The 16,289-nt window shown below is 35.1% G+C and carries 14 protein-coding genes; 2 read left to right on the top strand and 12 right to left on the bottom strand.

The features are described 5' to 3' along the window. Both moaCB and moaA read left to right on the top strand, forming a co-directional pair. Entirely contained in the window at window positions 1-912 is a 912-nt protein-coding gene (gene moaCB / locus Q0983_RS08285; RefSeq protein WP_299551228.1) for a bifunctional molybdenum cofactor biosynthesis protein MoaC/MoaB, read from the top strand. A 112-nt stretch (window positions 913-1,024) separates the two neighbouring features. Next, window positions 1,025-2,032 carry a GTP 3',8-cyclase MoaA gene (gene moaA, locus Q0983_RS08280; protein ID WP_299551225.1) on the top strand — a complete coding sequence of 336 codons (1,008 nt, stop codon included), beginning with the start codon at window positions 1,025-1,027 and terminating at the stop codon, window positions 2,030-2,032. 140 nt (window positions 2,033-2,172) lie between these two features. Here moaA and Q0983_RS08275 read toward each other — a convergent pair whose 3' ends face one another. The 12 genes from Q0983_RS08275 to Q0983_RS08220 form a co-directional block, all read right to left on the bottom strand. Further along, the gene (locus Q0983_RS08275; protein ID WP_299551222.1) at window positions 2,173-4,158 is read right to left on the bottom strand and encodes a DUF4114 domain-containing protein; all 1,986 of its coding nucleotides are present in this window, start codon (window positions 4,156-4,158) and stop codon (window positions 2,173-2,175) included. Window positions 4,159-4,266: 108 nt separating this feature from the next. Next, window positions 4,267-5,586, bottom strand: coding sequence for a glycosyltransferase (locus tag Q0983_RS08270; protein WP_299551219.1), 1,320 nt, complete (start codon window positions 5,584-5,586; stop codon window positions 4,267-4,269). After that, window positions 5,583-6,953 (bottom strand): hypothetical protein, encoded by a 1,371-nt coding sequence (locus Q0983_RS08265; protein WP_299551216.1) that lies wholly within the window; start codon window positions 6,951-6,953, stop codon window positions 5,583-5,585. Before Q0983_RS08265 ends, Q0983_RS08270 begins: the two co-directional genes overlap by 4 nt. Window positions 6,954-6,973: 20 nt before the next feature. Continuing rightward, window positions 6,974-8,341, bottom strand: coding sequence for a nucleotide sugar dehydrogenase (locus tag Q0983_RS08260; RefSeq protein WP_299551214.1), 1,368 nt, complete (start codon window positions 8,339-8,341; stop codon window positions 6,974-6,976). A 193-nt stretch (window positions 8,342-8,534) separates the two neighbouring features. Next, entirely contained in the window at window positions 8,535-9,554 is a 1,020-nt protein-coding gene (locus Q0983_RS08255; protein ID WP_299551211.1) for a hypothetical protein, read from the bottom strand. A gap of 88 nt (window positions 9,555-9,642) precedes the next feature. Then, on the bottom strand, window positions 9,643-11,163 hold the full coding sequence (locus Q0983_RS08250; RefSeq protein WP_299551208.1) for a hypothetical protein: 1,521 nt from the start codon (window positions 11,161-11,163) through the stop codon (window positions 9,643-9,645). Between the two features lie 87 nt (window positions 11,164-11,250). Continuing rightward, on the bottom strand, window positions 11,251-11,961 hold the full coding sequence (locus Q0983_RS08245) for a LytTR family DNA-binding domain-containing protein (protein ID WP_299551205.1): 711 nt from the start codon (window positions 11,959-11,961) through the stop codon (window positions 11,251-11,253). Between the two features lie 9 nt (window positions 11,962-11,970). Next, entirely contained in the window at window positions 11,971-12,288 is a 318-nt protein-coding gene (locus Q0983_RS08240; RefSeq protein WP_299551202.1) for an Hpt domain-containing protein, read from the bottom strand. A 2-nt stretch (window positions 12,289-12,290) separates the two neighbouring features. Then, window positions 12,291-14,384 carry a PAS domain S-box protein gene (locus Q0983_RS08235; protein WP_299551199.1) on the bottom strand — a complete coding sequence of 698 codons (2,094 nt, stop codon included), beginning with the start codon at window positions 14,382-14,384 and terminating at the stop codon, window positions 12,291-12,293. Continuing rightward, window positions 14,384-14,923, bottom strand: a complete 540-nt coding sequence (locus Q0983_RS08230) for a heme NO-binding domain-containing protein (RefSeq protein ID WP_299551196.1) — start codon at window positions 14,921-14,923, stop codon at window positions 14,384-14,386. Before Q0983_RS08230 ends, Q0983_RS08235 begins: the two co-directional genes overlap by 1 nt. Then, window positions 14,924-15,334: a response regulator gene (locus Q0983_RS08225; protein WP_299551194.1), complete on the bottom strand. Its 411-nt coding sequence runs from the start codon at window positions 15,332-15,334 to the stop codon at window positions 14,924-14,926. A gap of 181 nt (window positions 15,335-15,515) precedes the next feature. After that, on the bottom strand, window positions 15,516-15,899 hold the full coding sequence (locus Q0983_RS08220) for a hypothetical protein (protein ID WP_299551190.1): 384 nt from the start codon (window positions 15,897-15,899) through the stop codon (window positions 15,516-15,518). Between the last annotated feature and the right edge of the window lie 390 nt (window positions 15,900-16,289).

Here is a 16,289-nt window from a genome sequence, read left to right as displayed (position 1 = left end):
ATGGTAGATATTACGCATAAAAGCACAACATTAAGAACCGCTGTGGCACAAGCTGTGGTTTCGGTCAGTAAACCGGAAACCATTGAAGCTATTAAAAATGATACGGTTCCAAAAGGCAATGTTTTTGCTATGAGTAAGGCTGCAGGCCTATTGGGTGTAAAACGTACGCCTGATATTTTACCGGATTGCCACCCTTTACCTATTGAATATACCGGAGTGGACTACGAAATCAACGGATTAGAAATCACCGTGCTATTCACCGTAAAAACCATCTATAAAACCGGTGTTGAAGTAGAGGCCATGCATGGCGCTAGCGTGGTTGCGTTGAACATGTACGACATGTTAAAACCAATAGATAAGGGCATTGAAATTCATACTATTAAATTACTTAATAAAAAAGGTGGTAAATCCGATTTTAAAGATCGGTTTAGAAAGGACCTGACTGCAGCAGTTGTTGTTTGTTCCGACACTATTTCTGCCGGACATAAAGAAGATAAAGCGGGAAAAGCCATTATTGAAAAACTTAAAACTTGTGATGTTTCTATCACCGAATACGTTATCATTCCGGATGAAAAAGAAGTCATTCAGGAAAAAGTTAAGTTGTACCAGGAACAAGGTATTGATATGGTCATTTATACCGGAGGTACGGGACTTTCAGGAAGAGATGTAACTCCGGAAGCTCTAACCCCCTTATTAGACAGACATATTCCGGGAATAGAGGAAGCCATTCGTAGTTACGGGCAAGGGCGCACACCCTACGCTATGTTATCCCGAAGTATCGCAGGGACTATTGGAAATACTTTGGTATTAGCGCTACCGGGATCAACTAACGGAGCCAAAGAATCCATGGATGCTATTTTTCCATCGGTACTACACATTTTTAGAATTTTAAAAGGCGCCAGGCACGACTAAGCCCCACCCAGAATTGCTTTTCGCAATTCTGACCTCCCCAAAAGGGAGGTAATTAGAAAACATAATTTCAACCTGCAAGGTTTTACCAACTTGTAGGTTTGTTAAACAGAAAATGAAGAAAGAACAGAACATATTACAGGATACATTCGGTAGAGACCATACCTATTTACGTATTTCATTAACGGAGCGGTGTAATTTACGCTGCACCTATTGTATGCCGGAAGAGGGCGTTCAATTGTCTCCCAAAAGTCATCTAATGACCTACGAAGAAGTATTTGATATTGCCAAAACCTTCGTAAAGCATGGTGTGACAAAAATAAGATTAACCGGCGGTGAGCCTTTTGTAAGGAAAGATATTCCTGTGATCTTAGAAAAACTGGCGGCGCTTCCCGTAGAATTGTCCATCACTTCAAATGCGGTTATTATAGACAAGTTTATTGATGTTTTAAAAGCCAATGGCATTAAAAAGGTCAATGTGAGTTTAGATTCCCTCAATAAGGAAAAGTTCACTCATATCACCCGCAGAAATCAGTTTGACAAGGTTTACAACAACATTTTACTTTTGGTTAAAGAAGGCTTTCAGGTTAAGGTAAATGCTGTTTTGATGAAAGACTTTAATGATGATGAGATCATTGATTTTATTAAATTCACTAAAGACCTACCTGTTTCTATACGCTTTATAGAGTTCATGCCTTTTGATGGTAACAAATGGGATTTGAGTAAAATGGTATCTTATAAAGAAGTCATGAAACAAGTCAATGGTGTGTTTTCTGAAACCGATGTCATACGCTTACAGGATGCTCCCAACGATACAGCCAAAAACTACAGCATAAAAGGCTATCAGGGCAGCTTTGCCATTATAAGCTCGGTTACCAATCCGTTTTGTGATTCCTGTAACAGATTGCGTTTAACCGCCAACGGGCAGTTAAAAAACTGCTTGTTTTCATCCACGGAATCTGATCTGTTATCTAAGCTTCGACAAGGTAAATCCATTGAACCTACTATTAAAAAAGCGGTTCAGGCCAAATTTAAAATGCGTGGTGGTATGGACACCTTAGAAAAACTCCAGAAACCGGATCTACACGGTAGGAACCGTAGTATGATCACTATTGGTGGCTAAAATGAAAAAAGGCAGCGCTATTAGCACTACCCTTAGTCACAAAACAATGTTAAACCTAAATCAATTTCTTCAACAATCAGTTATTATACATTAGCGCTATTAATCGTTTTTTTGATCTATTTTATAATGACATGATAATTTTAATTCCCTATTTGGTTAAATGTTGCTGTTTCCAAAGCATCAGGATTTGAAGCTGTAATTTCAAAAATAGCATCATTAAAATCATTATCTCCATTAGGAACGGAAATATCTTCAAAGGCAATTACTGTTGAATTACAGGTGGCATCAAAAAAGATAATACTCTGTTGTCTTCCACTTAAATTATAATCAATATCTGTATGTTGTGAATAATATCCGTCGGTAATACGTCCGTTTCGCCATCCATTAGCAATTAAGAAGAAGCTAACAACAGTTCCCGGCTCAAATGATCCCAGCAGGCGCATGGTGTTTCCACGTATTAGTCCTCCCCCGGACCCCTGTGCAGAAGCATTTGGGAAAATCACAATTTTATCTAACAAGTCGGTATTTGAAGGCTTATTACCTTCCTGGTAGGTATAATACCCTAATACATTTTTATAACCGGCGCCTTCATCGATAAAGGTTAGGTATAATTCTGTTTCTTCTTTAATAACTATATTTTTCACCGGATTTTCAAAATATTCCGGATGTGCCATCATGGCATTTTGTCTTTCCGGCAGCACCGTATTGTAAATATTTGGTAATAATGTACTACACACTACTTTATCTTCTTCTAAACCATTCGGTTTGCCATTATTACTATAGGTAGTTATAGTTTTGTATTCGTCTTTTACACGTTTTCTCAAAATTTTAAATCCGCCGCCACCTTTAGCTATAAAAACCCACTCTCCATCGGCCATGATATAATTTGCAGATGCACCTTCTTCTGCCATATCCCAATGAAATACCGGTACAATAGCTTCACCATTCGATGTTGGGTGTGGCGAAATTGAAATACCATCAGATCCATTGGCAGCATATATATAATCTTCATCTGTACTTACACCATTGGTGTTACCAACAACCAGCATGGTACCTTTGGATTCATTTACAATTTGTCCTGAAGTAACATCTACCAAAGCAATACCGTCTTCGCCTTTGGCAATATAAATGTTATTAGTGTTTACAGGTGAAAACTCCATGGTGGACTTTCCGCGATAGGTTTCCTGTACGTTTTGATGCAAAATTGAACCAATATCGTACGTATTGGAGCTTAGGCCTTCTTTTACATTATCAACTTTAACTTGAGCATTATCTCCTGTAACTAAACTAACCACCTTAGAATTACTTGTGGTACCATTTACGGCAATATACTTGGCATTGCTATAACTCTCTGAAGCAATAGGTGCTAAATTATTTTTGTTCAGCTGTACTGTTCCTCCATAAGTTTTTCCGGAAGTTACATAGAGATAATCATCAGTAGCTGAAATTCCGTTTGCGGATGCTGAAACACCTGATTCATCAATGATATTTGATAGATTGACACGGGTAAAATTTTCGGTAAATAGACTGCCATCTGTTTCTAACTCATACAGCTGTGCTCCGTGAATTGCATCTGACATGGCCAGCCAAACTTTAAGCAACGAAGACCCTTCAGTAAATCCGGAGGCTACCGCGTTGATATCAGAATTTAAAAATGTTGCTTGACTTATAATGGATGGAAAATTTGGGTTGGACAGGTCTATAATTTCAACAGCTCCCAAATGGGTATTGCCTTGTTTATGATAACTTACGTAGGCCCTGTTATCGGATAAACTAAAATGGGTGGCACTTAAGATCTGCCCGTTTAATACCAAGGGATCAACTTCTGCGACATGCTCCCAATAGTATTGTTCTTGTGATCCGTTTTTACTGGTAGTGGATTTACTTTTACTAGTGGCATTGTCATCATTGATCAAAGGTGTGATAGTTGCTGTTCTTTTAACATAAGTTATCCTTTCAGATAATGTTACAGCATTATTATTCACTTCATAAGGCTGCTCTTCTATAATGACCTCCTCTTTAAAAGTTTCAGTAGAACTACAACCTGATATGATAGCCATGCATATTATTCCGGCCGATTTAAAGTAGTTTGCTAGTTGGTTTTTAAATAGTTTTGAATGTATCATGATTTTTCGGGTTTATGAATTATTTCTTTGGTAAAACTATGTTGAATATGGGCTGAAAAGTTCCTTTTTCGTTGAATTAGCCCTTATGTGTCGGTGAATGGCAGTTATTTACAAGCCAGCTCTTTTAGCTTGTATGGATGATTTGTATGGATTCCAGGGATCTTCGAATGAACGCTTAAAGAAAAACTCTTTATAATAGGCAGCTGTTCGTACTATTCTTAAATAAGTTCCGGTGTAAATAGACATTAGGGAGACATATGGCCACAGATACAGTTCCTCTCTTCGCCTTTCTGAAAACACATAGATGCTCAACATTTGCACATAGGACATTACAAAGTACAAGGTGAAGTTCATAGGGATTACAAACTGTAACTGACTTGTATAATTTACAATGATATCTATGATATAGATCCACCACAAAATGTCTAACACCACATTATAAAAAACATTTTCCGTTAGGGAAAAAAAGTTTAACCAGTTAAAGTTGGCTGTTGGGAAATACACATCTTTATGTTTTCTCACTCTAAAGCGTATTATAGACTTATCCCAACGCAAGCGCTGTTTGGTCAAGACCTTAAACTTTGAAGGGGCATTAGTTAAGCAAATGGCTTTGGGTTGAAAGTAAATTTTGTACCCGGATTTCCTGATTTTCACCGTGATATCCCCGTCTAAGCCGGGACCAATGTCCCAACCGCCAATACTATCTATAACGTCTTTTCTAAAAGCACCGAAAGCACCGGAAATAATTTTATAAATACCTAGGTAGGAAGTCACGATCCTACCAACGGAAACTGTTTTTAAATATTCGATAGCCTGTAGTTTTGCACAAAGGCTTTCCCTATAGTTTCGCACCTTTACATTGCCTCCAACTGCACCAATTTTATCGTCTAAATAAAACGGAATTAAAACCTGTTCAATGGCATCGCAGTCAAAAGAGCAATCGGCATCCAGGTGTACAATGTATTTTCCCTTGCTATATCTTAAAGCCAAATTAGCAGCCGATGCTTTTCCACCGCGCATCTCATTCCTTATAAACATATCTATCAGGCCCAACCGCTCCAGGTTTTTGCCAATAATGGGTGTATCGTCATCAGAACCATCATCAACAATAATGAGTTCAAAATTTTTGAAGGTCTGTTCGGCTAAAGATCTTGTGAGTTTATAGAGATGTTTCCCTTCGTTTTTTCCAGGGATAATTACTGATACGAATGGATTCTCTGTGAATAATTTTCTTTTAGCTTCCTCCAATTTTTTGTTCCTGCTTTTTTGGGTAAGCTTAAAAATAAGTGCAATGACATAGTCTATAATAATGTAACGGGTAAACTCAAAGATCACGAAATACCAGAAAACTCTGATAAATTTGTCGAGCCCCACAACAAACCAGTAATTTACATATTCCGGTACTAAATTGTCAATGCTTAATATCATGAGGTTATATAATTGTGTGCCGTTTTTTCCGGGGAGATCCTTTCATATTGAATGGCTACTTCATTGGTACTTTGTTGCAAATTATCACTCAATAATTTATTGAGGTTGTATTGTATATGTTCTATGCGTTCCAGCTGATCTTCTTTGGTTTCCGGTAAGAGTAGATAATGGCAATCATAATTCTTTGAAACCAAAATATCAGCTTCTTTTAGATAGGATTGTATAATATGGTTAATCTCCTTAGCCAATTCATTTTTAACCTCAGTATTTAATAATTGTAATTGCTTATTAATAATGCTTATTGAAACGAAATGACTATGACACTGAGATGCTTTGACTCTTTGGATTTCCTGGTTTAATAAGATTTTAAAAACAGGAATGCTCAGATTTCCAATGGATTCCCGGGGTTTACGCTTAGACTTCATTAAACCTAAAACATTATTTTCTCCTTTTTGGGTTAAACTGTAATTGCCTACAGATTTTTCTAATAGTTCATCTAATTCATGTTCTGTGGAACAATCTATGCACAAGGCCTTCATACCGCTATTTTGAAACTCATGATTACAAGTATTACATGAATAAATAGTGGAAGGCTTGTCGTAATCAATCCCGATATGCCTTAATTGTTTATCGCATTTAGGGCATTCTAATCCGTCTTCAACTTTAAAATCTTTTTCAGGAGCTACATGCGCGCAAACAAAATGATGTACCATGTCATGTGCTTTTATATCAATTGAATCACATTTAGGACAGCATTCTCTAAAGTTTACATAGTTCCCTGAACAGCTTTTACATAAATGGATATAGTCTTGCAATGAAAATGAGAGCAATTTTTGTTGTGTCAGGTCTTCAAGGGTTTTAAGTAATGGGATGGCCTCATGCTCCTTAAAGAGTAAAGACACTAGGGGAAATATATAGCCTATTAAGCTATATCTTGATGCTATGGGAGACAAGACCTTATTCCTGGTATAGCAATAAGCCAGTACCTTGTAATTTAAAAACTCCTGATGCATCATTCCTTTTGGTACCTGGAGCTTATTTACCCTTTTTAAAATAGCTGCAATACGCTGCGGATAAGAATCGATCAGATCCATTGAAATGGGGCCATCTGTATGAATTTCCAGGTGCTTTGGAAGTTTATGAACAGAACTTATAAAGATTGGCAATAACGCAATTTCCGGATTATCATTATTTCGTATTTGAAAAATAATGTCTTGAGCAAATTTAGTATTATCGGTATCAATAATAAATCCGCTCAGATATTCTAATTGCTCATTTTTCAGCTCATTTGTGTGAGCCACAATGAGCAATGAATATCCTTCTATATCAACGCTTCGGGAGTTATTACTATACTTAACTAAATTCATGACTTAAGCTGAATTTTGAATTATAAAGACATATAGACTTCCTTAGGAAAACGGTCTTTTTTATCACCCTTTATATCGTATATAATAGTGTCTTTCGTACCATTTTTCAAGTAATCGTAATGGGCTAAATGTCTGTAATCTTCATGATCTACTGCCAGAATAATGGCATCAAATTCTTCAGACGTATTTTCTACAATTTCCAAGCCATACCTTCTTTTCACCTCTTCAGGATTAGCCATATAATCCTGTACGACAACCCTGTAACCCCTTTTTTGCAATTCCAAACAAAGCTCTGCCGTTTTCGAGTTTCTAATATCATTTACATTTTCCTTAAACGTTATACCTTTAACCAAAACGGACACTTCTTTACTTAAGAATCGTTTGTTAAAAAATTGTCTTTCTAACTGCAAAGCGATATACCCAATCATACCTTCATTGACTTCTCTTACCTGCTCTAAAAGCATGGGAGTATATTTGTTTTCTTTAGCTTTTTCTATTAAGTAATAGGGATCCACACCTATGCAATGACCACCTACCAGACCAGGATAATAATTATGAAAGTTCCATTTTGTCCCGGCGGCCTCAAGCACATCCTTGGTGTTAATATTTAAGGTTCCGAAAATCTGAGAAAGTTCATTCATTAAGCCTATATTTACATCTCTTTGAATGTTCTCAACTACTTTAGCAGATTCTGCTACTTTAATTTCCGGTGCTTTATGAACGCCTGCTTCAACAACGGCTTCATAAACATTTGCAATAAGCTCTAAGCTTTCATCAGTACTTCCTGAAACAATTTTTTTAATTTTGGTAAACGTGTGCTTTGTATCTCCCGGGTTGATTCTTTCCGGTGAATATCCAACAGTAAAATCTTTATTGAATTTTAACCTGGAAATACGCTCTAAGATGGGCACGCAAACTTCTTCGGTACAACCCGGAAAAACGGTAGATTCAAACACCACACAATCTCCTTTTTTCAAATATTTTGCTATGGTAGCTGTGGCTGATTTTAGCGGAGTAAGATTCGGTTTTTTAAGCTCATTAATTGGAGTAGGAACCGCAACAATGTAAAACTTAGCATCCTTTAGTATCTTTTCGTTTACCGTAAATGCAATATCCTTGTTCTTAAATTCGCTGCTGTGCAATTCTTCGCAAGGGTCTTTATGTTGCATTAATTGCATTACCTTGTCTGCATTAACATCATAACCAATTACTTTAAATTTTGAAGCCATGTGTACTGCTAAAGGTAGTCCTACATAACCCAGGCCAACAACGGCCATATTTTCCTTTTTGTTTTTTAGGTCATTAAATAATTGATTCTTCTTGTATGCCAGTTTTGGAAAATTAATTACCGGCGCATGATCGTTTTTAATTTTTGGAATAGAACTCATAGTTTATGATTTTAAATTATTTAATATTTATTTACACCTCAAAATTAGGGAGCTATTGCTGTCTATTTATTATTATTAGTTGGATGCGCCCGCTTGTAAAGACGAATGGTATTTTTGTGTAGTTAAATGGTTTTTGATAAAAAAATGCCTTAAGACAGAAGCTTAAGGCATGTACAGGCAGAAGTATTCGGTATCAGTATTTACTAACTTTTACCTTTAGGTTGAGTTTATAGTATTTCCCCCATTCAGGGATTTCTTCTTTATTCATAGGGATTATTTCTGCCAGAATATTACGTTCTGTAGGCTCGTATTTCTTCTGAAACTCCGAAGGTGCTTCATAAGTAGCTATGTATAACTTGTTTATAATGCCTTTTGAACTGCTGTTATCGGGAAACTCAACATATACCATACTGCCTTCTTTTACTTCTGCTATGTCTTTCAAATTGAAATAGGCCTTAATAAATACATTTTCTTCATTATGTATGGTCATGACGTTTTCTGTCTTATAACAGGCCTCCTCACTATTCTTTAATATTTGCCCTATAACACCTTTTATTGGTGATATATAGGCGTTACCATAGTTTGAACCTGTCCCCATGAAGCCTCCGGGACTTTTAATCAAATACTTCTTCTGCAACCCCAGTAAGTTTATTTCACTTTGTAAAAGCTTTATTTTAGACTGTAACTGCAGCTTTTTGTTTATAATATCATCCAGTTGCACCTTTATATAAACATCCAGTAATACCAATTTTACAGCTTGTTTTTCCCGTGATATCAAGAGTGCCAATTGTTCTTTTAAATGGTTTAATTCAATATACTTTAACTGTATTTCTTTTGATAGCTCCTGCAGATCATGATCTCGTTTTTCAGTTCTGTCAAGACCTCTTAGTACTAAAGACGCATCACTGTCAAAGTCGTCCTGGAAATAATTGAATAATGTATCTCCAACATTTACCATTTGGCCTTCGTTAATAAATATGTCTTTTACCCTGATGTCATTCGTGAAATTCACATCCACTTTTTCCATGAGCATTTGCCCATTACCATGAATCCAGGTAGTTTTCTTATAGGCAAAACTTACCAGCCAGAAAAACAAACCGATAAGAATTAAAAAATAGATGAGACGATCTATATTAAATTTCTTTTTTTTGATCTTTGGTTCTTTTAAGGTTCTGATGATGGCTTTTCCTTTTTTGTACTCAAATTTTTTCATCTGTTCAAGTTTTATTGTTTTTTATAGGTCTGATGTAATTTGCCATGGAAGTCATTAGTTGGTATCAACTGAATTGATATGGCTCATTTCATATGTTCAATTTTTGAAGTTCGTTGGATATCAACTGCGATACCGTTTGGATCTCTTTTTCGGTTGTCATAGAATATGCAACCCCTTTGTCTTTTAAATACTTTTGAATGCCTGTATCCTCTGTTGGAACCAAAATTGAAAATTGCGCTTTGGTTCTAATAAATTCAAATTGAAAATCGAGTGTATAATGGGCGCTTCTTGTAAAAAGAATAGCTTCCCTTTCTACTTCTTTTTCAAAAGTATAAGGCAACAACATATCCTGTAAATTATCCTGGGGGCATAACTGGTAAAGATGAGAAAAACTGGTATACAGTTGTCTTTTAATCTGAATGATGTTCTCTAAAACCTTAAATTTCTCTTCGGTTAATTCTAAAATTAAAAGTCCCGTTTTATAAGTGTTCAATTCAGCTTTGAGAAGGTTTAAAATTCTAATCCGCTCTTCTAAAATATTCCAACTTTTGTATTGATTTTGAAGATCTTTTAATTTCTCATTATATGCATTGATATGGGTAATTATTGTGTTGTACTGACCAACATTTTTATTTTTTTCTTCTGCTGCCAATAATTGCAGTTTGGTTTTTATAATATCTTGTCTCTTGTTAAATCGTATCGGTGCTTTAAACCGAATGCCTACAGCGGGAAAATATTGGCTCTGGGTTGAGGCGTAATTAATGTTTTGATTGACATAGACCGACAGGCTCAGATCATTAATAGCCCGATGCTGAAGCTGCATGTTTTCCTGTAAAAATGAATTATTGTATTGTTCAGACGATAAAGAAATACTATCAGCTTTTATAGAAAAAATGGAGAGTTTGTGTTTTAATAATGCGTTTTCTGAAATACTGTCTTTTATGATATGGTTTTCTTGTTTTACAAGTTCCAATTGACTTTTCAGGATATGAATTTGATTGCCTACTCTAATCAGTTGTTCTCTTTTTATATACTTTTCGGTGTATAGTTTGTTTAAAAAATCGAAATAGGCATTTTCAAAATTCAGAAAACGGGTCAACAATTCTATTGTTTCATTATTGGCTATATAACTGTAATCTATTCTAAACTGGCGCCTCCACAGTTGTTTTGTGGCATCCCGGTTTTGTAATTTTAAGTTTTCTGCTTCATTATATTTTTGCTGTCCTTTAGTTCTGTTGTGTATGAAACCATTTTTAAGAATATGCCACTCCAGTTCTGCTCTAAACCTAAACCTGTTAAAATTGTTTTGTTCCTCGTCAAACGCATCTCTGAAATTGTAATTTGTACTGGCTTTAAACGCTAACCCTATGTCTTGTTTAAATTGTGTAGCTTCCAGTTCTTTTAATTGCATCTGATAGTAGTTGGCATCATATTTTTTTGGAATAGATGTACTGAATGGAAAATGAGCGTTAGTGTCTTTTGGAAACTCCAGATCCACATGGGCAGCTTCGTATAAGCTATCGGCTTTCTCAAGCAAATCACCCAATATTTGTGCCTGACCTATACCAATATAAAAAGTACAAATGCAATATATAATAATCTGTTTCACGCCTCTAAAGTACTTCCTATATATACTTTAGAACGAAGTAATCGTTAAACAGGGGGCTTACTAAAGGTGAATGGTTTATATGTGTCGTTAAAGCAAATTCAGGCGTTTCATTAATTCGCTCCTGTTCGCTCTGCTTACAGGAATAATATCCTGCTTTATCAGCACACTATTGTCCTCAATATCAACTATTTTAGTCGTGTTTATAATATATGAACGATGCACCTTTAAGAAGGTGGTTTTTGGAAGTTTATCTTCAATTTTCTTCAATGTGGAATGAACCACATGGTTGGTTGTTTCGGTTTTAATATTTATATAATCACCTTTTGCTTCTATCACGTAGATATCAGGCATATTGATCTTCACCAATCGCCTGTCAATATTAACATACAGATCATTGTTATTTGTGCTTTCCACAGTTTCGGATACCGGGGTTAAATCTGGCACTGCCTTTAATGATGCCGCCTTTTGTATAGCCTTTTCAAACCGCGGTAATGCAATAGGTTTTACCAAATAATCCACAATGCAGTCATATTCAAAAGCCTCAATGGCAAATTTAGCATCAGAGGTGGTTAAAATAATTTTAGGCGGGTTCTTCAGCGTTTGAATGAAATCAAAGCCCGTAAAATCAGGCATATGGATATCCAAAAAAATCAAATCAACCTCATACTGATTCAGGTATTTAATGGCCTGAATAGCATTTGGAAACGCTTCTAATACATTAATATCTGGAATATTAGAACACAATTGTTCTATAATGGTACGGGCTGTAGCCTCATCATCAATAATAATACAGTTCATAAAACGGGGTTACAAAGTTGTTAAATAATCTGAAATTGTTTGAAGGGTTTCATGAAATGCTTCGTGGCCAACAGTACTATTTTCCTTTAAACCTGCCTCAAAATTTTCAGCTATCTTATAACTTTTTTCAAGCCCTAAAATACTAATTTTATGTTTAAGTTTGTGGACATTTTCTGCCGTAGCTTTAAAATTTTGTGCCCCAAAGTTTTTAAAGTATTGCTCCTTTTCCTCCGGAAATTCTTTTTTAATTATGGCAATGAGCTTTTTTTTAAAGGCTTCATCGCCTCCTGAAAGTTCGTCGATATAAGATAAATTGGGTTGTTCCATAATTATTTTTTCAGTGTAAAATAAAATGTGGTGCCTTTGCCTAACTCTGAATCAATCCAAATATCCCCCATATGTAGTTTTACGATCTTTTTTACTATAGACAGCCCTATTCCTGTTGAATCCTCACGTTTGTTAAGTACATGAAAAATTTCAAAAATTTTGCTGTGATATTCTTCTTCTATACCCATACCATTATCTTTAACAGAGAATTGGTAATGTGTCTTTTGTTCCTGAAAATCAATTTCCACTAACCCCTTAGGTTTGTCATTAAACTTAATAGCATTGCTAATTAAATTCTGAAACAATTGTTTTAATTTGGTTATGTCTCCGTTGACTTTTGGCAAGGGATTTAATACCTTAATTGAGATATGTTTAGGTATAAATAATATCTTCTCAAGTTCCTTCACTATATCATTTAAATCAACCAATTCCTCCTCTAAAGCTTGAGCTCCAACACTGGAGTACATCAAAACATCAGCAATTAATTGCTCCATTTTTTCCAACGTCGTTTCAATGAGTTCAAAATTTTTAAGGCTCACGGCATCCAGCTTATCCTCATTATCTTCTTTTATCCAGTTTACCAGGGCATCAATACTACGCAGAGGCGATTTTAAATCATGTGATACCATATGGGCATATTCCTGAAGCTCATCATTACTCTTGGCTAATTCATTTAAAAGGTCTTTATTTTTGGACTCCACTTTTTGACGCTCTCTTAAATTAATAGCACTCTTTAACTGCATAGCTACCAAATTTGCTATATTCTCCAGCGTATGTAGCTGTTTTAGAGTATAATAGTTTTTATCAATATGTTCTGAGTCTATAATACCTATAACCTGACCGTCACTAATAATTGGCACTGTTATTTCAGAAAAACGTCGTTTCTCATCCACTATATACCTTTTGTCTTCCTCTGTATTTTTAATGAGTTCTGCCTTTCCGGTTTTGGCTACAGTACCCACAATACCTTTTCCAATTGGAAGTTTTATTTTATTAATGATCTGATGATTTGCAGTTACTTTTTCTCCATAAGCCGCAATTTGCTCTAAAGTACCCTGGTCCTGATCTACTAAATAAATAACACAATCGTCTGTATTTAAATACTCCGCAATATTATGAGTAATCTCCCAGGCAATTTCATAAATATCCATTTTACCAAGAATAGCTTTGGCCAGATCATTAATCATATCTATAATTAACGACCTTTCTCTATCGGAGGTAATATCTTCTACTAATGCTACCTGGTACTTAATATCTCCTGTACTACTCCTTACGGCATTCACATTGGTTTTTGCCCATACCACAGAACCGTCTTTCTTCTTATAGCGCTTTTGAACTACAAAGTTGTCAATCTTACCAGAATCCATCTTCATCAAAAAGTCCCTTGATAATGGGAAATCCTCCTTTAATGAAATGTCTTTAATGGTTAATTTTGATAGCTCAGATTCGGAATACCCCAATAACTTCTGAAATGCTTCATTTGTTCTTACAATATTTCCGGATTCTGTTAACACAATACCTAAAGAAGAATTCTGTACAATAACATCCAGCTCCTTTTTTTGCTCTTCTATCAATTCGGCATTTCGCTTGGCCTCAGTTACATCTCTAACAATTCCCTGTGCCGCAACCGGAGCCCCTTTATCATAAATGATACTTGCGTTAATATGCACCAGCTTTTCTTCTTTTTTTTTGGTAATAATGTTGATGTAAAAATCTGTAATAGACCCTTCTTTTAGTAATGTTTTAAAAGATTCGGTAACCAATTCAATGTCATTTGGTCTTGCCATATCCATTAAATTGTAGTCCTCTTTTGGATTATCAAAACCCAATAAATTGACCGCAGCATCATTCATTTTAAGAATATTGCCCCATAAATCAATAATAACGTAAGCATCCACAATGTTTTCAAAAACCCCTTGAAGTTCAGAGTCTTTTCTATTTAACAGGGATTCTAATTCGAAATACGATTTTTCAAGCTTTTGCTTGGCATCATATAATTCGGCAGATTTATTTTCAAGGATTTTTTCTGCTTGTTTCCTTGCTGCCTTTTCCCGTGCCAAAGCACGCTGCAACATATCAATTTTATCCTGACTCATCAATTTTTATTGATTATAAACTTTACCTCTGTACCGTCTTCCTTTAGTTTTTCTAAAACTATTGTGGCGGTAGCGTTAAAATGCTCAAAGGTTTTGTTCATTAAACCCAATCCAAAATGATGCATGGCTCTGCTTGATTTATAAATCATAATCAGCGAATCATTGGTTTTTTCAATCACTTCAAACGTAGGTAATTCAGCATCAGGATATATTTTTTGAACTTCTATATGAATATGGTTTTCTATTGAGGAAAGCAGGTCTATGGGATCTGAGTAAGTGGCTAAAAGTCCTGGGTAACTCTCTTCCAGAACGCCAAAAAAATGCTCTGCATAAACCAATAGCAAATCGTCTATAGCTATGCCGGTATTGGCACTTAGGTGTTGCAGTAATTGAAGCATTTCCGAAAATTTGTAGGTCCCTACAGATGTGTAAACACCTCCCGATTCTAAATCCGAACTACTAATAATTTTGTCAACCATTTCAAGCCCGAATTTATCTTCCACTAAATCTAAAAACTCTGTAAAAACAATACCTTTCATTTAAATTTGTTTTAATTCGTTAATACTCCAATACGCCAGAAGCTTTTCAATTTTTGAAACATACGTCTCATACTTTAACGGCTTTAAAACATATCCCGCAATCCCAATCTTATAACATTCCAATAAATCTTTTTGATTATTGGAGGTTGTTAAAACAATGGTTGGGATATATCTTAGCGTATCATCTTTTTTAAGCATATTCAGGAATTCAATGCCATTAATCTTTGGCATGTTTAAATCTAATAAAATTATATCAGGAAGTTTTTCTTTTTTTCTCAAAATCTTTAAGGCTTCTTCTCCGTTGTTGGCCTCAATTATCTTATGATTGAGCTGAAGTTTTGAAATGGTTCTGTTCAATTTCATAACTTCAATCATATCATCCTCAATAAGTAATATGTTTAAAGTATTCATAATGCCGCTCCTGCTTTAAATGATGAAGTTAAAAAAGAGCGCGCACTTAATAAAATTACTTTCGTTAATAAGAATTTAAGTGTAGGTGAATCGACATTAAGTGTCGACGAATGGTTTTAATCCATTATCCTTAACAACTATCGGAAATAAATTATAAGATTATAGCTATTTCTGCTTTAGATTAATCTAGCTTAAATAAACTAAAATACAGAATTTCGTTTCTGTACTCCACCGTAATCTTCTTTTTAATAGGCTTCTTTGGAAGCGCTATATTCATTTTAAACAATGCAGAAGGATAACAATAGTTATGTTTTTTATGAGTCCCTTCAGTGGCCGGTGTGGTTTTACTTTTATCCGTGGTTATTACCAGATTATTTCCGCTAATATAAAACCTGAAATCATCTTTGATATAACCCGGAATTTTAATCTCGTAATGAAACCCTAATTCAGTCTCATTAAGTTTAAAAGTATTCTTTGCAGGTTTTTGTTGTAAACGGTCTTTAGAAGCATTGCTAATTATACTTTTACGTCTTCTGTTAAGGGGCGTATTGGTAGCGGGTATCATAATGTGAGTAAGTAGTTTAGTTTATTAATAACAGAGAAAAAATAGTATAGAAAATGGTTTTCTATCTAGAAGCGGGTCACTTAAATGTATAATAAAATTTTAAAATAACCAATCTCTACCCTATTAATTTTAAAAGTTTTACGATTGTATGATTCTGTGCTCGCACACGATAATACTGTTATTAAAAACCGAATAAAGTATTGAGATTTAAGCCAGGTATTTAGGTCATATTTACCTGACTTTTTGATCCTAATTTAACAGATGCTCCATCCGCAGGTATCGTAAAACCGAAATATGGTTTTCATTAATGATTGACCAACCAACTAAGTTTATAAAAGGGTGGCAAACCGGCGTACTTTTTCATTAGGACTTAATTATAATGAAGTATTT

Origin of the sequence: Seonamhaeicola sp. (assembly GCF_028281565.1) — a bacterium.
Lineage (GTDB): Bacteria > Bacteroidota > Bacteroidia > Flavobacteriales > Flavobacteriaceae > Seonamhaeicola.
Note: the sequence above shows the minus strand (reverse complement) of the source record. Positions and strands in the feature narration are given on the sequence as shown.